Here is an 18,233-nt window from a genome sequence, read left to right as displayed (position 1 = left end):
CGATCTTGCAAGCAAGATCGTTACTCACTCGTTGTTCAGTTTTCAAAGATCAAACATTCAATTTGTTTCTGTTTTCTTTGTCACCGTATTTTCAGCGGCGACTTTTATAATATATCATGTTTAAGTTTACTTTGCAAGCACTTTTTTTCGATTTATTTTCAATCGCTTTATTCCAGTGCTTGTTTCGGTTAACTTTTCCTTAAAAAAGGAACGAAAATTAATTTATCATATTGAACAAAAAAGGTCAACCCTTTTTCGACAAAATGTTTCATATCCCTTTTCAAAGCCGCCTATTCTACCTATTACTGATTCATGGTGTCTGAGGTACAGCGCTGGCTTTACGGGCCGCACCTCTCTTATATGGTGAACTTCAGCATCCCACTGACCACATCATTATGGCTTGGATTTTTTTAGTTTGCCGCCTCTAGCATATTTGGATAACTCTTTGGGTGGCGCAAAACGCGCATACATACGGAACACAGTCTTGTAGCGACTCGCTATGGCGTATTTAATTTCTTGATCGAGACGGTTGTCACTTAAGTCGAACAACATTTCATCAAGCTCTTTGCGCAATACATAATCCAGTTCCTTGCATTCCTTCTCGTTAAACAGCATACCCAGCATTAGAGTTCTCCTTTTTCTGCATATGGATAATGGCGTGTCCCAGTGTATGTCATATTCGAGCCCCTTTAATTCAGGCTATATATCGGACAGCGCCGGTTTTAGTAGCAAACCCAGGATCATCTTTATTTGTCCTTTGGTGGTTGCTATTGAAACCCGTTTTATTGTTATGGTCAACTTTCTGAAAATTTATGAATGTCATCCCATACAAATTTATCCTCGCACCAGGCTGTAGGTAAGTGTACTTTCAATAATCGCTGCAACAAGTAGCAAAATAACAATCCAGCAGGATGCAGTTACCGTTGTGCGCATAAACGCACTCCATTGGCTACCAATCGTATTTCGTTTCTCCCCGCCAAATTGACCAAGACTTTTGAGAGCTAATCCACCAAACCTTAAACCGAATGCACAAGCGATAATAATTACCGGAATTTCAATAATGCCATGTGGAAGAAGTCCTTTTACAACAATATCAAAGAAGCTGGCCCCATAGTTCATTGTGGTGTGTACCAGAAAACCGATAACCATGCCATTGATTAACAGGAAAACGACAGGCAGAATGCCAAAGAAGATACCGGCATAGATCACGAGTACACTTTTGATGGCGTTATTGAAAAAGATAAAGAGGAAGAAGTTCCATTGCACATTGTTCCCCTGCTCCAGCCGCTCACTAACCTCCCTTAGTCCCCCGATTTGATTCAACAATATATCCTCAAGTGTTCCTGTACTCACCCATCCCGTGCCTATTCCAACAACAAACAATACGATCGACCAGATTAATGCACCACGAATGGAACCTAAAGCTCTAAGAAATGTACTGAATTTTAACATAATATCCTCCTGTGGAACCAAGATGTTGGACAAACAAACGTCTGATACGAATAACTGCGAGGTACGAGCATACATTGGAGAGTAAACAAGCATTTCTTATGGGAGAGGGGCGCTTATTGAAATGAACTCGTTCTATGTATTTAGCGGCAAAAAGATCAAACGTTTCCTGATTGTGCTGGTTGCTGCCGTCTTTGCTATCGGGATTATTTATCTGGAGAGCGGCAATATTTCTGTATTCTCGGAGGATGCACCATCCGCCGTATACAGCGTTCCAACCGAGAAGAAGGTTATTGCACTCACCTTTGACATTAGCTGGGGAGATAAAAGGACAGAGCCTATTCTGAAGGTCCTCCAAGAAAATAAAGTTCAGAAGGCCACTTTCTTCTTGTCCTCCCCCTGGAGTAAGACACACCCCGAGATTGTAACAGCCATCAAAGACGCAGGATACGAAATCGGCAGCCATGGTCACAAGCATGATAATTACAGCAGCCTGACTGAAGAGGAAATCCGCAAGGAAATTTCGACAGCTCATAGCATTTTAACCGATTTAACGGGAAAAGAACCGAAATTGCTGCGTCTACCTAATGGCGACTTTGACAAACGTGTTCTCCAGGTTGCCAGCAGTCTGAATTATCAGGTTGTCCAATGGGACACCGATTCGCAGGATTGGAAGAACCCTGGTGTACAGACCATTGTTGATCGTGTAGTTAGCAAGGCGCATCCTGGTGACATTGTGCTGCTGCACGCTAGTGATTCCTCGAAACAAACGCATGAAGCATTACCCGTCATTATCGACAAGTTAAAAAATCAAGGGTATGAATTCGTGACGGTTTCTGAGCTGCTTAACCATTCAAGTGTCAAAGGTACGGAAGTTCGCGACCAAGCCAGTGCACAGTAAACATGAATTAAAGCAGTATTGCTGAGGCAAACTGTATACTTCCCTTCTGTACTCCATGCCTTGTAAAAAGGCGCTGAAGCGCCATAAATGAAAAGAGCTAACCAGGTTAGCTCTTTTTGGCGTTTTTTTTAAGATAATCGCTACGCATGACTTTCTTGTACCTCGGTCTTTCCACTCACCCGCTGCTCCATGGACCCATCTACCAGCCTGTGCAATATCAGCATTTGGTATGCATTACAGATTAACAGTGGAACCACAATAAAGATGGTAGCCGCATTCACATCAATTCGCAGCACACCGATCGTTTCCACCACGGTAACAGCCACCATGAAAAAGAGTGTAGGCACCATCGCCGAAATATGTGTCTTTTTCACCTTTACGTAAGCGGTAACAATTCCAGCTGCCAAAATAATGATTCCAAGCACAATATCGGATAGCCGTTCTCGTTCCCCACCAACAAACAAACGTAAAAACATGACATCAAGTAACGCCAAGACGGTTAGAACAATCTGTACAATTTGCCAACTGCGTTTCGAAAATACACCTTTGCCCATATAGTTCAATATCAAGTATGCGAAAAAACCCATTTGCGAATACACGCTAATCATAATACCGGAACCAAACAAGATCAGGAGATAAATTAAAAAATCGGTCATTCCATTCGTTTTTTCTCCATTAACCAACATCATAATTAGACCCGTCACTAATGATCCTGCAGCCCCTATAAGCAAAGCTGACCAAAATAGGAAAAACCATTTACGTAAATTCAAATGTTTTCCACCCCCGAGAGTTTATTTTACCAACCTTCACAGCAAAAAACCATCATCATTCAACATATTTAGCGGTTTCCCATCACATACTACATCCAGTATCTAATCAAGGAGGGGTTGTGCACATGAAACGGCCTTTGTGGCAGTTATGCTGTGTCGTACTTGGACTATCCGTCATGCTCGCCGGCTGTGGCTCAGATCAGAATTATTCGCCTCCTCAGGGCGGTTATAAAGAGATGAAAACGATGGTCGTGGATATTCTCAAAAGTGACGAAGGTAAAAAGGCGGTCGAGGAAGCTCTCACTGGACAAAGTTCTTCTGGTGGTGGCGAAGGCGGCGCTTCTGGCCAAAGTGGAGCTTCTGGCGGTGGATCTGGAACAGTGGGTATGAAAATGTTAATGCCTATGCAATCTTCAGAACAAATACGTATAGCTGTAAAAGATACCATCACGGCTCCTGAATACCAGAAGGAATTCGAGAAAATTATGACGGATCCACAGTTTGCAGGTGAATTCGCCAAAGTGATTAACTCCCAGAGCAAGCAACTGCATATGCAATTAATCAAAGATCCAACGTATCAAAAATCCATTGGGGATGTCATGAAATCTCCTGAAGTGTCCAAGATGTTCATGGATATGACCAAAACGCCCGAATATCGTAAACAAACGATGACCGTTATGCAGGAAGTCATGCAAAATCCTTTATTCCGGATGGAAGTGCTGACTTTGCTTAAAAAGGTAGTCCAGGATGAGTTGCAACCCAAAACAGAACAAGGCGGCAAACAGGAGGGCCAAAGCAAAGACGACAATGGGGATGGCGGAAGTGGCAGCAGTGACGGTAGTAGTGATGGTAACAGTGGTGGCGACGGAAGTAATGGAGGATCGTAAGTTGATCATACTTCAAAGTTAAAAGTTATCACATGTTGAAAAAAAGCCCACATCCATGGATGTGGGCCTTTTTATATATTTTACGTCATTAGAAAATTTAAAACTTGGCATCAACAGTTTGGGCAACCTCGTCGTAGATCGCACCGATGCTTGAATCCGCTTTATACACGGATGGTGAAAAATCCGGCTCCGAAATATGATTATCCGGCGCTCCCAGTGGAATCTGTGCAAGCAGCTCTGTATGAAGACTCTCGGCAAGAGTACCCCCACCGCCCCGTCCAAATACATAATCTTTCTCTCCGCATTTGCTACATTCATAATAAGCCATGTTCTCTACCACACCAAGCAGCTCATGTTCCGTCTGAATGGCCATGGCACCTGCACGTGCAGCTACAAAGGCAGCGGTTGCATGAGGTGTTGTAACGATGATTTCTTTGCTGTGAGGCAGCATCTGGTGTACGTCTAGTGCGACATCCCCCGTACCCGGAGGCAGATCAAGCAGCATATAATCCAACTCTCCCCAGTTTACATCGGTAAAGAATTGGCGCAACATCCGCCCCAACATAGGTCCACGCCAGATCACCGGGTTATTCTCTCGAATAAAGAATCCCATCGACATCACTTTTACGCCGAAACGCTCAACGGGTTGGATAACCCCGTCCTCAACGACTGGATATTCCTCAATGCCCATCATGTCAGGTACACTGAAGCCATATATATCTGCATCAATCAAGCCAACCTTCTTGCCTTGACGTGCCAGAGCTGCAGCCAAATTAACGGTTACCGTCGATTTGCCGACGCCGCCTTTACCACTAGCAACAGCAATAAAACGTACGCCGGATTCAGGACTTAACAACTCATGTCCGTCCAGCCCTGCTGCATGGCCTTTGACAAGCACTTCGTCCTCGTCTTCCTCATGATCCGCTTGTCCTATGTTCAGGCTCTCACGCTCATGCTCTGACGCTGCACGCAGACGAATATGTACATCATTCACTCCGTGTTGGGACAACAGGTTGCGCGCGGCATCGCTTAGAGCAGTTGTATCCTCTGTGCGGTTCTCCAGCGTCACCATAGTAAGAGCAACATGATCTTCTTTAACCATGACATCACGGACCCACTGCAGTTCAGTCAAACTTACGCCCAATTGCGGTTCCTGCAACGGCTGCAATAGTTCAAGTATCTGTTCTTTTGATAACATCAGACAGCACCTCAGCTTTATCTATTGGCATGTAATTAGGTATGCTGATTCAATTATATCATTACCATTCTCGTTGTGACTAACTTTTAGGACGTTCTCCTGACGAATAACGGAGAATCCCGTTGTAGATGGATGCAGCCACTTTACGCTGATAGGTTTCATCTGCAAGAAGACGCGCCTCTTCCGGGTGAGAAAGGAAACCCACCTCCACAAGTGCCGAGGGAATTTTTAACGCCTGGAGCAAATAAACGGTATTTACCGTTTTCGCGATTCGATCTGTATTTTCCAGATTACGAATCATTTCTTGCTGAAGAAGATTGGCTAATGCTGCATTATCGGGATGATTGGGTGTATAAAAAACTTGAGCGCCACTCCAGCGGTTCGAAGGTACACTGTTCATATGAATGCTGATAAAGAGATCTGCCTGCTTATCCTCGATTCTTCTTACTCTTTGTTTCAGATCCTCCGTCTTGCGTTTGGAGTACCCTTTGGTATCAGATGCAGCCAGATCGGTGTCTATTTCTCGGGTCATCACAACCAAGGCCCCTGCTTGCTGCAGATAATCTCGTACGTACAGCGCAATGGATAAATTGATATCTTTCTCAATGACTCCCTGCTTACTCACCGCTCCCCCATCTGGCCCACCATGTCCTGCATCAATAGCTATGACTTTTCCCGCTAATGGCAGCCCCCAGTAACCGGACATTTTGGAGGAGGGCAACTCATACGTCACCACCGCCACAAACATCGCAAGCAAACAAAGGCTTAACATGACCCTCTTCATGGTGCGTAACCTAATCCAGATCACAAAGTGCTTCCCCATATTTTTACGCATAAAAAAACCACCTCGTCCCTATAAATGACTCTAATCATCTATATGGGACAAGATGGACAAATATACCGTTAGGAGCGGACTTGCTCAGCCATTCCTTCAATCAGCACCTCAGCTACCTCTGGGCGCGTAAATTCAGGTGGAGGGCATTGGCCATCTCGTAGCAACCCACGTACTTTCGTGCCAGACAGAGCCATGTGGTGTTCTTTATCATGCGGGCAGGTTTTGCTTGATGCCATGTTGCCACATTTGGTGCAGAAAAAACTATGTTCAAAGAACAAAGGCGTGATACCGAGTTCTTCCGGTGTGAAGTTAGTAAAAATCTCCTGCGCTTCATACGTTCCGTAGTAGTCACCCACACCTGCATGGTCGCGACCTACAATAAAGTGAGTACAACCATAATTTTTACGTACCATCGCGTGGAAAATGGCCTCTCTTGGACCAGCATACCGCATAGCTGCCGGAAATACGCCTAGAAACGCACGATCAGCCGGATAATAGTTCTCCAGCAAAACCAGATAACTTTTCATTCGTACATCGGCAGGCACGTCATCAGACTTCGTTTCGCCTACAAGCGGATTTAAGAACAGGGCGTCCACAATCTCCATTGCACTCTTCTGAATGTACTCATGGGCACGATGGACCGGATTACGCGTCTGAAAACCAACAACCGTCTTCCAGCCCTTATCCTGGAACGTTTTCCGTGTCTCAGCAGGATCATAATAGAACTGTTCGAACTTGGCCGGTTTGGGACGATTCAGCACTTGAATTGGACCTCCTACATACGTTGCAGGTCGTTCCAGCAGTTTCTTCACACCCGGGTGCTCTGGATCATCCGTCTTGAAGACACGACGTGCTTCTTCACCCTGATCTACTTTATATAAGCTCTTCACTTCCAGCAATCCATAGGTTACTCCGTCATTATCGCCAATAAGTGCCACAGTCTCACCGATCTGGAGTGATGCAGCCTGCTGCTCATCTACAGCTAAGGTAATGGGGATACTCCAGACTGTTCCGTCAGCAAGACGCATACGAGATATAACTGAAAGATAGTCTTCTTCATTCATGAAACCTTGAAGCGGTGAGAATGCACCCACACCAATGAGATCCAAATCCGAAATTGTCCAGCTGTTAATACGTAAAGAGGACAGTTTCTCACTCTCTCGTAATAATTGTTCCCGTTCTTCTCCTTGTACGACACGCTGTATCAGCGTACCTCCATGAGGCAGAATCGAAGTCATCTTGTCAGCTCCCTGTTTCACCATTTTTTATATCATCAAGAATGATTCTAGTGCATTATTATATCCATCACTTATTCTGAATAAATTATTTATGAAGACCACATTCCGTTTTTTCGTTCCCCGACCAGCGTCCCGCACGTGGATCTTCTCCAGGCATAACCTGACGTGTGCAATACTCACAACCGATACTCGGGTAATTTTGATCATGCAGCGGATTGTACACGACATTATTGACACGAATATAATCCCATACATCCTCTGTAGTCCAGTGTGCAATCGGGTTGAACTTCATAAGTCCAAACTTAGCATCATATTCGACCTTTTTGGAATTTGCACGTGTCGGTGCTTGATCTCTCCGAATACCGGTAATCCATGCATCATACTGGGATAGAATACGTGTCAGCGGCTCAACCTTCCGAATATTACAGCAAGCATTAGGATCCGACTTCCACAATTGTTCTCCATGTTGAGCTGCCTGCTCCTCCGGAGTAATTTTCGGAGCCACACGTACAAAATCAAGATTGTATTTCTCTTTCATTTTGTCACGAGTTTCGTATGTCTCCTTAAAATGAAAATCAGTATCTAGATAAAATATATCCGTGGATGGGCTGATCTTCTGAAGCATATCTACAAGTACAACATCCTCCGCACCGAAGCTGCATGCAAAAGTGATATTTGGAAACGTCTCAATAGCATAACGAATAATATCCTCTGGACTTGCGTTTTCCAATTCTTCAGCCTTCGTCCGTGCAAGTTCTTCTTTCTCCAACAAGTTCATGTCTGCATTTCCCCCATTCTGCATTTCAACAATCACTAAAGCCGACTAATCTAATATGAATTATGTATAGTATAAATCTTTCATGGGGGATGTCAATGCCTGCCATATGGTATAAAACATCAGATTTGGCCCATTTTTTTGTTGTTCGTTTTGAATATAATTTGGTGTTAATTATGCATTTAAACGATTTGTGGATAAAAGCATCCATGTGTAGCATCTTTGATTTTTACCTTATCCTTATCTCTTCGTCATTGAAATCCTTTGCCACTGCTGGGTTTATGGTGCCAATTTGATAAAACGATGTATAGAATAACTCTATAGAATCGCAGGAATATAGAAAAACGAGAAGGATTTAATAATGAGATAAATGCGGGAGTCCTATTCTTCAATTGTAAGGGACCTTTATCAAAACCATAAGAAAAACTGATGAAAATTGAGAATGAAAAATGAATGATTACAACCATTATGATGTTCCTAACCTGCAAATTTGATCTTTGTGCTATAGGAGGGTTGCGTTTACTGGAGTATTAGCTGGAGGAAGAAACTTTAACCGATACAGAGGAACCCGAAGCTACTTTGGTGCATCTTCTAAAGTAAAGAACATTTAATACACCTATTGATCTGTAAATACAAAAAAGCCTTTGACCGAGGCCAAAGGCTTGTAATGCATATTAACGTTTGGAGAACTGAGGTGCGCGACGTGCGGCTTTGAGACCGTATTTTTTACGCTCTTTCATCCGTGGGTCACGAGTCAGGAATCCTGCTTTTTTCAGGGAAGCACGGTATTCCGGATCTGCTTTCAACAGAGCGCGGGAGATACCATGACGGATTGCGCCGGCTTGACCCGAGATTCCGCCACCATGAGCAATAACAAGAACGTCATAGTTGTTGAGCGTTTCTGTCAAGTTCAGTGGTTGTTTTACGATCAGTTTGAGTGTTTCCAAACCGAAGTATTCATTAATATCACGTTTATTGATGACAATGCGTCCTTCACCCGGTACAAGGCGAACACGTGCTACCGAATGTTTACGACGACCTGTCCCATAGTATTGTACTTGTGCCATGAAACTGTCCTCCTTTTAATTAACCGCGAAGTTCGTAAACTTCTGGTTTTTGTGCTGCATGTGGATGCTCAGTGCCTCTGTACGCTTTAAGTCTCAACTTCATTTTCTCGCCCATGCGAGTTTTAGGAAGCATACCGCGAACAGCCAATTCCAACATACGCTCAGGTTTGTTTTTAACCATCTCTTCAGCTGTAGTTACTTTCAAACCACCTGGGTGCATTGAGTGACGGTAGTATTTTTTACCTTGCATTTTCTTACCAGTCAATACGATTTTCTCAGCATTGATGATAACAACGAAATCGCCAGTGTCCACATGTGGAGTGAATTGTGGCTTGTGTTTGCCGCGAATCAAAGCTGCCGCTTCGCTCGCCAAACGTCCGAGGGTTTTGCCTTCAGCATCAATGATGTGCCATTGGCGCTCAACTTCGTTAGGCTTCGCCATGTACGTAGTACGCATGAAAAGTTCCTCCTTAAAATGTTCAAAATCATCATTTTCATTTATCTTCGTTCGTTAAGTTATAACTTTAGGTGTTGATGGATTGTAAATTTGATGTGAACCTCTTAATTGGGGCTGTGGGAAAGCCATTAAGAAAACACAACTTTTATATTACATGATAGGCGATTAAATCGCAAGTGTTAATTAAGCTTTTCACTCACCAAATTTAATCTTTTTTGTATTCAAGATCCCAGAGCATTAAACCGCAGCTAACTGCAGTAGGTCCTGCAGCAGATCGATTACATGCAGCAATCATATTTGGTACATCAGAGGCTTTCCGTTTGCCCTCTCCGATCTCCAGCAGTGTACCTACAATGATACGAACCATATGCTGCAAAAAGCCGTTACCACTCACATAAATGTGAATGACACCCTGATCGCGCGGATGGTCTCTGCACATTGATCGGTCCACTTCCATCCATGCTTCGTACACCGAACGGACATGATTCTCTTTCTGAGACTTGCGTGAAGCAAAAGAGGTAAAATCATACGTCCCTATGAAATGTCGTAAGCCCTCCTGCATTGCCATAATATCAAGCTTCGCATGATGATGATATTGCAGTCTTCTGTTGAATACATCCGGAAATTGATTCGCATTGACTGTATAACGATACGTTTTCTTTTTCGCTGCATAGCGAGAATGAAAATCAGCCGAAACTTCAATCGCATCAATAACGACAATATCGGAGGGTAATCTGGAGTTGAGTGCAATACACCAACGTTCAATCGGGATCTGGGACTCCGTAGGAAAATTGAAGATTTGTCTGCGGGCGTGAACACCTGCATCTGTTCGGCCTGAACCTGTAATTTTAACATTCTCACCGGTTAAAGCACGAATCGCATCTTCAAGATGATCCTGAATGGTATTCCCACCCGGCTGTACTTGGAAGCCGAAATAGGCAGTGCCATCATAAGTTAACGTCATACATAAGTTCCGCATTATTACCACACCTTTGTTCCATACTATACATATCCCTATCCCGAACAGCAAAAGAAGCCCCTTACGGAGCTTCTATTACAGCACGAATTCCGAAATGAAGAGAAAAAAAGGGTTAATCCAGAATCGTTGATTCTGTCCCCTTTCCTCATCTCATCTGTTTTACGCGCGGTCTACCAGTTCCAAGTAAACCATTGGCGCTGCGTCACCACGACGAGGTCCCAGTTTCAAGATACGAGTGTATCCACCTGGACGCTCAGCGTAACGACCGGACAATTCGCTAAACAGTTTTTGGATTGCATCTTGCTCACCATCGATAGTTTCGCGGCGAACATAAGCTGCCACTTGGCGACGGGCATGAAGATCTCCCTTTTTCGCTTTAGTGATCAGTTTTTCAGCAATAGAACGAACCTCTTTTGCTTTCGCTTCAGTTGTCTGAATGCGTTCGTATAAGAACAGGTCGGTTACCAGGTCACGGAACAAAGCTTTACGTGCGCTGGAATTACGGCCCAACTTTTGGTATGCCATTGTTTTCCCTCCTTCACTTCAAGCACTCGGCTGTCTATTCTTCTGTACGGAGTCCCAAACCAAGTTCCTCAAGCTTCTCTTGAACTTCTTCCAAAGACTTGCGTCCGAGGTTACGGACTTTCATCATGTCTTCTTCTGTTTTCGTAGTCAGCTCTTGTACGGTATTAATACCGGCACGTTTGAGGCAGTTGTAGGAACGAACAGAGAGATCCAGCTCTTCGATCGTCATTTCGAGTACTTTTTCTTTTTTGTCTTCTTCTTTTTCGACCATAATCTCTGCATCTTTCGCTTCGTCTGTAAGACCCACGAAGAGCATCAGATGCTCGGTCAAAATTTTAGCGCCAAGGCTTACAGCCTCTTCAGGACGAATACTTCCGTCAGTCCAAACTTCCAACGTGAGCTTGTCATAGTTGGTTACTTGGCCGACACGCGTATTTTCCACAGCGTAGTTAACGCGGCTGATCGGGGTGAAGATGGAATCGACTGGGATGACGCCGATCGGCTGGTCATCGCGTTTATTCCGATCTGCCTGGACGTAGCCGCGACCGCGATTGGCAAAAATACGCATGTGAAGTCTCGAACCTGGTCCGAGCGTAGCAATGTGCAAATCCGGGTTAAGGATTTCCACATCGGAGTCAGCACGGATATCTCCAGCCGTAATTGCTCCTTCGCCTTCAGCATCAATCTCGAGCACTTTCTCCTCATCAGAATGAATTTTAAGCGACAAAGCTTTCAGGTTAAGAATGACCTCCGTAACATCTTCCATTACGCCAGGAACTGTAGCAAATTCATGCAGAACGCCATCGATTTGAACCGAAGACACTGCCGCACCCGGCAGTGACGAGAGCAAGATTCGGCGAAGCGAGTTTCCAAGCGTCGTACCGTATCCGCGCTCCAGCGGTTCTACTACGAATTTCCCATAGGTGCCATCATCGTTGACGTCTACCGTCTCAATTTTCGGCTTTTCGATTTCAATCACTGCAATACCCCTCCTTCAAAACGTCGGTCCTCTATGAAACATTTACCTTCTCTTGCGAAAACATGTAGTAGTATGCCTAAACAACCATTATTAGCAGATTGTGCCGGAAATATACCACACGCAGGGGCAAATCTCATTAGACACGACGACGTTTTGGAGGACGGCATCCGTTATGCGGGACTGGAGTTACGTCTTTGATCAGGTTAACTTCAAGACCAGCAGCTTGCAAAGAGCGGATCGCTGCTTCACGGCCTGCGCCTGGTCCTTTAACCATAACCTCAACGGCTTTCATCCCATGTTCCATTGCAGCTTTGGCAGCAGTCTCAGCAGCCATTTGTGCAGCAAACGGAGTCGATTTACGGGAACCTCTGAATCCGAGGCCGCCGGAGCTTGCCCACGAAATTGCGTTTCCGTGAGGGTCCGTAATGGTAACGATAGTGTTATTGAACGTGGAGCGGATATGTGCCACGCCAGATTCAATATTTTTACGGTCACGACGTTTAGTACGTACGACTTTTTTCGGTTTAGCCATTTTCTCTTATCCCCCCTTATTATTTCTTCTTGTTCGCTACAGTACGACGAGGACCTTTACGAGTACGAGCATTCGTTTTCGTACGTTGTCCACGAACAGGCAGACCACGACGATGACGAACTCCACGGTAACAACCGATCTCCGTCAAACGTTTAATATTCAAAGAGATTTCACGACGCAGGTCACCTTCTACTTTGACCTCTTTGTCGATACTTTCACGCAATTTGCTGACTTCATCTTCCGTCAAATCACGGACACGAGTGTCCCGATTGATGCCTGTTGTGCTCAGAATTTTCTGGGAAGTCGTTTTACCGATTCCGAAAATATAAGTCAAGGCGATCTCAACGCGCTTATCACGTGGCAAATCCACACCAGCTATACGTGCCATTTTACGCTACACCCCCTTCTTTAACCTTGTTTTTGTTTGTGTTTCGGATTTTCACAGATAACCATAACATTCCCTTTGCGGCGAATGACTTTGCATTTTTCGCAAATCGGCTTGACCGAAGGTCTTACCTTCATGTGAATTACCTCCTCAAAGTTTTGCTAAGCAAAACCCTCTTCGTAAGCATTGACCTTGTTTTACCATTGTAAAACCGGCTTCGAAGCTTTCGCAAGTTTTGCCGGGCAAAACCCGCTTCATAAGCTTCACAGTTCATTGCAACTGTCTACTACTATTTACGGTAAGTTATACGACCTTTTGTCAAATCATAAGGTGATAACTGAACAACTACTTTGTCTCCAGTCAGGATACGAATAAAGTGCATCCGCAACTTGCCGGAAACGTGAGCGAGAATTTGATGACCGTTCTCAAGCTCAACCTTGAACGTTGCATTCGGTAGCGGTTCGAGAACCGTACCTTCCACTTCAATGACATCTTCCTTGGCCATTAGTCAGTCTCCTTTCTCTTCAGCTTGAATGTTGGTGGATTCCAGAAACGAATGAACCGCATAGCGGAGCTTTCCGTTTGTCACCCGACCACTCTCGTTTAAACTGTTTACAACCTCGCTGCTAATCATCGGCTGGAGTTCAAGATGAAGAATATTCTTCTTCTTGGGTTGATCAAACTTACGTTTGTCCCCATCCGCAATATATACGAACTTACTGTCCGCTATAGCAACAATTACTGCGGCTTGGTCCGCATAGCGGCCTTTACGGATCTTCACAAGTTGACCGAGCTGCGGATTAGACTGATTGTTCATGCCTTATCACCTACGCATTCAGTTTTGTGAAAATTTCCATGCCTTCATGTGTAACTGCTACGGTGTGTTCAAAGTGGGCGCATAACGATCCATCAACAGTGACGACAGTCCAGTTATCTTCCAACGTTTTCACATACCGTCTACCTGCGTTAACCATCGGCTCTATGGCCAGCACCATGCCCGCTTTAAGCCGTGGTCCCCGATCAGGAAGACCATAGTTCGGAATCTGTGGTTCTTCGTGCAGATCCGCTCCTATACCGTGACCGACATATTCACGTACTACCGAGAACCCTTCATCTTCAATATATTTCTGAATCGCATGAGATATTGTAAACAAGCGAACGTCCGGTTTTACCAGCGCCAGACCTGCGTATAACGAAGCCTCGGTAACGTCCAGAAGACGACGGGCTTCTTCGGAAATACGGCCGACTGGATAAGTCCAGGCGGAATCTCCGTGATAACCCTGGTAATGCGCGCCAATGTCAAACGTAACGATATCGCCCTCGTTCAACTTTCGTTTGCCGGGAAATCCATGCACCAACTCTTCATTCACTGAAGCGCACACACTGGCAGGGAAACCGTTATAACCTTTGAAAGACGGCACAGCTCCTTGACTGCGGATGTATTGATCGGCCATATGGTCAAGTTCTCCAGTCGTAATACCGGGAGCGATATGCTCTGCCAAGAGACGATGCGTTTCCGCAACAATTCTCCCTGCTTCCCTCATCAAGCCCAGTTCCGTTTCGGACTTACCAATGATCATTCAATTAACCTCGCAGCAGGGACACGATTTCATGAGAAACTTGATCGATATCCTGCTCTCCGTCCATTTGACGAAGAAGGCCTTTGTTCTCATAAAATGTGAGGAGTGGTGCTGTTTTGTTGATATATTCGTCGAGACGTGTGCCTACGCTCTCTTCATTATCATCAGAGCGCTGGTACAAGTCACCGCCGCATTTATCACAAATACCTTCCTGCTTGGGCGGATTGAACACGACATGATATGTGGCGCCACAGTTCTTACAAATACGACGACCCGTCAAACGGGCGAGCAATTTGTTGCGGTCCACTTTCAGGTTGATTACATGATCGAGACCTGAGTTCAGTCGATCCAGAATGCCATCGAGCGCTTCTGCTTGAGACAGGGTTCTTGGAAATCCATCCAAGAGGAATCCTTCTCTGCAATCAGGCTGCTGCAAACGTTCTTCAACAATGCCGATGGTTACATCATCTGGTACGAGCAATCCTTGATCCATATATTCTTTGGCTTTCAGGCCAATGGGAGTTCCCTGCTTAATCGCCAGACGAAATGCATCGCCTGTTGAAATGTGGGGAATACCGAACTCTTTCACAATGACGTCTGCTTGCGTTCCTTTTCCTGCCCCCGGAGGGCCCATGAATAGGATGTTCACGTTATGTCACTCCCTCCAAGACTACCCTACATCAACAAACAGCACAATAGGTGCCGGCAAGTATATCTTAGCTTGACCGGTACCTATTGCCTATTTATTGATAAAACCTTTGTAGTGGCGTTTGATCAATTGGCTTTCGATTTGCTTCATGGTATCCAGCGCAACACCGATAACGATCAGGAGAGAAGTTCCTCCAATTTGCGCTGATTGAGGCAAACCAGAAAGTGCCCCCAAGATTACAGGCAGAACGGAAATTACTGCCAAGAAGATGGCACCTGCCGTTGTCAAACGAGTCATGACACGGGTCAGATATTTCTCGGTTGCTTTACCCGGACGAATGCCTGGGATGTAACCGCCGTTCTTTTTCATGTTGTCAGCCATCTGCTGTGGATTCATCTGTACAAAAGTATAGAAGAATGTGAACCCGAAAATCATCACTACATAGAGTAACATACCCAGAGGTTTGTGAGTAGTGAGATTGGCTCCGATCCACTGTGCCCACGTACGATCAGCCCAGAAGTTTGCGATGATCGATGGGAACATCAACAGAGATGAAGCAAAGATGACAGGGATAACACCTGCTGCATTAATCTTCAGCGGGATATGTGTGTTCTGTCCACCGTACATTTTGTTACCTACGACACGTTTAGCGTACTGTACAGGAATTTTCCGAATCGCCTGCTGGATGTAAATGACACCTATGATAATCAGCACAATAACAATTGCGACGATTACCCCTTTAAGAATGTTCATGAACAGTTGATCAGCTTGGATGAAGTCGGATTCGATCGTTTGTTTGATAATATTAGGTACCGTTGAAAGGATACCCGCAAAGATCAAAATCGAAATCCCGTTTCCTATGCCCTTTTCGGTGATCTGCTCACCAAGCCACATTAGGAATGAAGTACCGGCCGTAAGTACAATTGCGATCAAGATATAATCTGCAAATGTTGCGTTAGGCACCATTTCTGTATTGTACAAGCGGTTGAATCCGATCGACGTACCAAACGCTTGAATCAATGCCAGACCTACCGTTAAATAACGGGTCAGTTGTGCAGATTTCTTCTTACCTTGTTCACCCTGCTTTGCCCACTCCGCTAATTTAGGAATAACGTCCATGGAAAGCAGCTGCACTATGATAGACGCAGTGATGTAAGGCACGATCCCGAGCGCAAATATCGAGAACTGGAAGAGCGCTCCACCCGAGAACGTATTGAGAAGTCCAAAAACTTCTTTACCCGCAGAATTTGTCGCTTCGAACACATCTTTGTTAACTCCCGGTACGGGAACAAAGGAGCCGATGCGGTAAATGATCAGTACAAAAAGGGTAAATAATACCCTTTTGCGCAGATCTTCAACCCGCCAGATATTCTTTAGGGTCTTGAACATTAAATCACCTCAGTTGTACCGCCGGCAGCTTCAATTTTCTCAATAGCAGATTGAGAAAACTTGTTAGCTTTAACAGTCAGCTTCACAGTGACATCACCGTTACCCAGGATTTTGATTCCGGATTTAGCGTTTTTAACTACGCCGTTCGTCATCAAGAATTCTGGAGTTACTTCAGTACCCGCAGCAAAACTGTTCAGGTCTTCAGTATTCACAACTGCATATTCTTTGCGAGTTGGGTTTACAAAACCACGTTTTGGCAAGCGACGATATAATGGATTTTGTCCACCTTCGAAGCCTGGACGTACTCCACCGCCAGAACGAGCGTTTTGTCCTTTGTGACCGCGACCTGATGTTTTACCTGTACCACTACTTGGACCGCGACCAAGACGTTTACGTTCTTTGCGGGATCCAGGAGATGGTGAAAGCTCATGTAACTTCATCGTTCGTTGCACCTCCTTAAAGATTTGTGGGATTAACCCGTTTTTAAGCTTCTACTTCTTTAACAGCAACCAAGTGGCTTACTTTGTTAATCATACCACGGATGGCAGGATTATCGTTTTGTACCACTTTGCTATTGATTTTGCGCAAACCCAATGTTTTCACAGTTGTTCTTTGCGTCTCCGGACGTCCGATCAAGCTGCGGACGAGGGTAATTTCTAATTTAGCCATGAGAATTCCCTCCTTAACCCAGAAGCTCTTCGACGGATTTTCCGCGCAGTTTAGCCACGTCTTCAGCACGCTTCAAACGGGACAAACCTTCCAAAGTCGCATTGACCATGTTCATGGAATTCGAAGAACCCAGAGATTTTGTCAAAATGTCACCTACACCAGCAAGTTCGAGAACCGCACGTACAGGACCACCAGCGATAACACCAGTACCTTCAGATGCTGGTTTCAACAGCACGCGTCCTGCGCCGAACTTACCTGTTACCAAGTGAGGAATCGATGTTCCTACGAGTGGAACGTGTACAAGGTTTTTCTTAGCGTCTTCAATACCTTTGCGAATTGCATCAGGTACTTCGCCCGCTTTACCGATACCAGCTCCAACCCAGCCGTTGCCGTCGCCGACTACAACCAGTGCGCTAAAGCTGAAACGGCGTCCGCCTTTTACTACTTTAGCTACGCGATTAATATTTACAACTCTTTCAGTCAGTTCCAAAGTATTCGGATCTACACGCAAGTCGTTAACCTCCTTTTGAAAAATATCTTAAAACTCAAGTCCTGCTTCACGAGCCGCTTCAGCCAATGCTGCGATACGACCATGGTACAGATAACCGCTACGGTCAAATACGATGTTGGAAACACCTTTGTCTTTAGCACGTTTAGCAACGAGTTCGCCAACTTTACGAGCTGATTCAACAGATGCACCATTTTTGATGTCAGTGCTCAATTCTTTGTCTACGGTAGACGCGGAAGCGATTGTTACACCAGCAACATCATCGATGATTTGAGCATACATATGTTTACCAGAACGGAATACGTTCAAACGAGGACGTGCTGCCGTTCCTTGGATTTTCTTACGAACACGCAGGTGTCTTTTCAGACGTGCCTTGTTTTTATCTGTTTTCGTAATCATCTCAGGGATTCACTCCTTTCAGGTTACCTCGCTGGCTTCAAACCGGAAGCCACGGGGTATAT

At 45.0% G+C, this 18,233-nt stretch carries 26 protein-coding genes; 2 read left to right on the top strand and 24 right to left on the bottom strand.

The window, feature by feature from the left end:
* Positions 1–393 precede the first annotated feature (393 nt).
* Together AC4PM4_RS30075 and AC4PM4_RS30070 are read right to left on the bottom strand one after the other, a co-directional pair.
* Positions 394–624, bottom strand: a complete 231-nt coding sequence (locus AC4PM4_RS30075) for a hypothetical protein (RefSeq protein WP_017692114.1) — start codon at positions 622–624, stop codon at positions 394–396.
* Positions 625–834: 210 nt separating this feature from the next.
* Positions 835–1,452 carry a stage II sporulation protein M gene (locus AC4PM4_RS30070; RefSeq protein ID WP_269055111.1) on the bottom strand — a complete coding sequence of 206 codons (618 nt, stop codon included), beginning with the start codon at positions 1,450–1,452 and terminating at the stop codon, positions 835–837.
* Positions 1,453–1,573: 121 nt separating this feature from the next.
* Here AC4PM4_RS30070 and pdaB point away from each other — a divergent pair, with 121 nt between their 5' ends.
* Positions 1,574–2,350 carry a polysaccharide deacetylase family sporulation protein PdaB gene (gene pdaB / locus AC4PM4_RS30065; protein ID WP_063567436.1) on the top strand — a complete coding sequence of 259 codons (777 nt, stop codon included), beginning with the start codon at positions 1,574–1,576 and terminating at the stop codon, positions 2,348–2,350.
* Between the two features lie 140 nt (positions 2,351–2,490).
* Here pdaB and AC4PM4_RS30060 read toward each other — a convergent pair whose 3' ends face one another.
* Positions 2,491–3,120 (bottom strand): KinB-signaling pathway activation protein, encoded by a 630-nt coding sequence (locus AC4PM4_RS30060; RefSeq protein WP_090955717.1) that lies wholly within the window; start codon positions 3,118–3,120, stop codon positions 2,491–2,493.
* 125 nt (positions 3,121–3,245) lie between these two features.
* Between AC4PM4_RS30060 and gerD the strand changes: the two genes are divergently transcribed.
* The gene (gerD, locus tag AC4PM4_RS30055) at positions 3,246–4,007 is read left to right on the top strand and encodes a spore germination lipoprotein GerD (protein ID WP_063567434.1); all 762 of its coding nucleotides are present in this window, start codon (positions 3,246–3,248) and stop codon (positions 4,005–4,007) included.
* Between the two features lie 97 nt (positions 4,008–4,104).
* On the opposite strand, the gene AC4PM4_RS30050 is transcribed toward gerD, so the two are convergent.
* From AC4PM4_RS30050 to rplR, 21 genes are all read right to left on the bottom strand, one after another.
* Entirely contained in the window at positions 4,105–5,205 is a 1,101-nt protein-coding gene (locus AC4PM4_RS30050) for an Mrp/NBP35 family ATP-binding protein (protein WP_090811995.1), read from the bottom strand.
* Positions 5,206–5,284: 79 nt separating this feature from the next.
* Positions 5,285–6,040 carry an N-acetylmuramoyl-L-alanine amidase CwlD gene (gene cwlD / locus AC4PM4_RS30045; protein WP_090811993.1) on the bottom strand — a complete coding sequence of 252 codons (756 nt, stop codon included), beginning with the start codon at positions 6,038–6,040 and terminating at the stop codon, positions 5,285–5,287.
* Positions 6,041–6,108: 68 nt separating this feature from the next.
* Complete coding sequence (gene sat, locus AC4PM4_RS30040) at positions 6,109–7,278, bottom strand: sulfate adenylyltransferase (RefSeq protein ID WP_079697656.1); 1,170 nt, start codon at positions 7,276–7,278, stop codon at positions 6,109–6,111.
* A gap of 85 nt (positions 7,279–7,363) precedes the next feature.
* Entirely contained in the window at positions 7,364–8,056 is a 693-nt protein-coding gene (locus AC4PM4_RS30035; RefSeq protein ID WP_063567430.1) for a phosphoadenylyl-sulfate reductase, read from the bottom strand.
* 671 nt (positions 8,057–8,727) lie between these two features.
* A complete protein-coding gene (gene rpsI, locus AC4PM4_RS30030; protein ID WP_017692105.1) occupies positions 8,728–9,120 on the bottom strand; it encodes a 30S ribosomal protein S9 in 393 nt (130 codons plus the stop codon).
* Between the two features lie 19 nt (positions 9,121–9,139).
* Positions 9,140–9,577 (bottom strand): 50S ribosomal protein L13, encoded by a 438-nt coding sequence (gene rplM, locus AC4PM4_RS30025; RefSeq protein WP_024633564.1) that lies wholly within the window; start codon positions 9,575–9,577, stop codon positions 9,140–9,142.
* A 205-nt stretch (positions 9,578–9,782) separates the two neighbouring features.
* On the bottom strand, positions 9,783–10,556 hold the full coding sequence (truA, locus tag AC4PM4_RS30020; RefSeq protein WP_491615238.1) for a tRNA pseudouridine(38-40) synthase TruA: 774 nt from the start codon (positions 10,554–10,556) through the stop codon (positions 9,783–9,785).
* A gap of 159 nt (positions 10,557–10,715) precedes the next feature.
* Entirely contained in the window at positions 10,716–11,081 is a 366-nt protein-coding gene (gene rplQ / locus AC4PM4_RS30015) for a 50S ribosomal protein L17 (RefSeq protein ID WP_017692102.1), read from the bottom strand.
* A 34-nt stretch (positions 11,082–11,115) separates the two neighbouring features.
* Positions 11,116–12,060, bottom strand: a complete 945-nt coding sequence (locus AC4PM4_RS30010) for a DNA-directed RNA polymerase subunit alpha (RefSeq protein ID WP_017692101.1) — start codon at positions 12,058–12,060, stop codon at positions 11,116–11,118.
* A gap of 136 nt (positions 12,061–12,196) precedes the next feature.
* The gene (gene rpsK / locus AC4PM4_RS30005) at positions 12,197–12,592 is read right to left on the bottom strand and encodes a 30S ribosomal protein S11 (protein ID WP_017692100.1); all 396 of its coding nucleotides are present in this window, start codon (positions 12,590–12,592) and stop codon (positions 12,197–12,199) included.
* A 19-nt stretch (positions 12,593–12,611) separates the two neighbouring features.
* Positions 12,612–12,980 (bottom strand): 30S ribosomal protein S13, encoded by a 369-nt coding sequence (rpsM, locus tag AC4PM4_RS30000; protein WP_053779200.1) that lies wholly within the window; start codon positions 12,978–12,980, stop codon positions 12,612–12,614.
* A gap of 20 nt (positions 12,981–13,000) precedes the next feature.
* Positions 13,001–13,114, bottom strand: a complete 114-nt coding sequence (rpmJ, locus tag AC4PM4_RS29995) for a 50S ribosomal protein L36 (RefSeq protein ID WP_003333770.1) — start codon at positions 13,112–13,114, stop codon at positions 13,001–13,003.
* A gap of 152 nt (positions 13,115–13,266) precedes the next feature.
* Entirely contained in the window at positions 13,267–13,482 is a 216-nt protein-coding gene (infA, locus tag AC4PM4_RS29990) for a translation initiation factor IF-1 (RefSeq protein ID WP_017692098.1), read from the bottom strand.
* A 3-nt stretch (positions 13,483–13,485) separates the two neighbouring features.
* Positions 13,486–13,794 carry a hypothetical protein gene (locus AC4PM4_RS29985; RefSeq protein ID WP_491615233.1) on the bottom strand — a complete coding sequence of 103 codons (309 nt, stop codon included), beginning with the start codon at positions 13,792–13,794 and terminating at the stop codon, positions 13,486–13,488.
* A gap of 10 nt (positions 13,795–13,804) precedes the next feature.
* Positions 13,805–14,557, bottom strand: coding sequence for a type I methionyl aminopeptidase (gene map, locus AC4PM4_RS29980; RefSeq protein ID WP_491615232.1), 753 nt, complete (start codon positions 14,555–14,557; stop codon positions 13,805–13,807).
* A 4-nt stretch (positions 14,558–14,561) separates the two neighbouring features.
* Complete coding sequence (locus tag AC4PM4_RS29975; protein ID WP_024633570.1) at positions 14,562–15,206, bottom strand: adenylate kinase; 645 nt, start codon at positions 15,204–15,206, stop codon at positions 14,562–14,564.
* 90 nt (positions 15,207–15,296) lie between these two features.
* Positions 15,297–16,595, bottom strand: coding sequence for a preprotein translocase subunit SecY (secY, locus tag AC4PM4_RS29970; RefSeq protein WP_063567428.1), 1,299 nt, complete (start codon positions 16,593–16,595; stop codon positions 15,297–15,299).
* On the bottom strand, positions 16,595–17,035 hold the full coding sequence (rplO, locus tag AC4PM4_RS29965; protein WP_062836188.1) for a 50S ribosomal protein L15: 441 nt from the start codon (positions 17,033–17,035) through the stop codon (positions 16,595–16,597). Before rplO ends, secY begins: the two co-directional genes overlap by 1 nt.
* Positions 17,036–17,078: 43 nt before the next feature.
* On the bottom strand, positions 17,079–17,264 hold the full coding sequence (gene rpmD / locus AC4PM4_RS29960; protein WP_017692092.1) for a 50S ribosomal protein L30: 186 nt from the start codon (positions 17,262–17,264) through the stop codon (positions 17,079–17,081).
* A 13-nt stretch (positions 17,265–17,277) separates the two neighbouring features.
* On the bottom strand, positions 17,278–17,775 hold the full coding sequence (rpsE, locus tag AC4PM4_RS29955) for a 30S ribosomal protein S5 (protein ID WP_017692091.1): 498 nt from the start codon (positions 17,773–17,775) through the stop codon (positions 17,278–17,280).
* A 27-nt stretch (positions 17,776–17,802) separates the two neighbouring features.
* Complete coding sequence (rplR, locus tag AC4PM4_RS29950; protein WP_063567427.1) at positions 17,803–18,171, bottom strand: 50S ribosomal protein L18; 369 nt, start codon at positions 18,169–18,171, stop codon at positions 17,803–17,805.
* Positions 18,172–18,233 lie beyond the last annotated feature (62 nt).

The sequence above is a fragment of the Paenibacillus sp. MDV22-iso6 genome, assembly GCF_058408365.1.
Note: the sequence above shows the minus strand (reverse complement) of the source record. Positions and strands in the feature narration are given on the sequence as shown.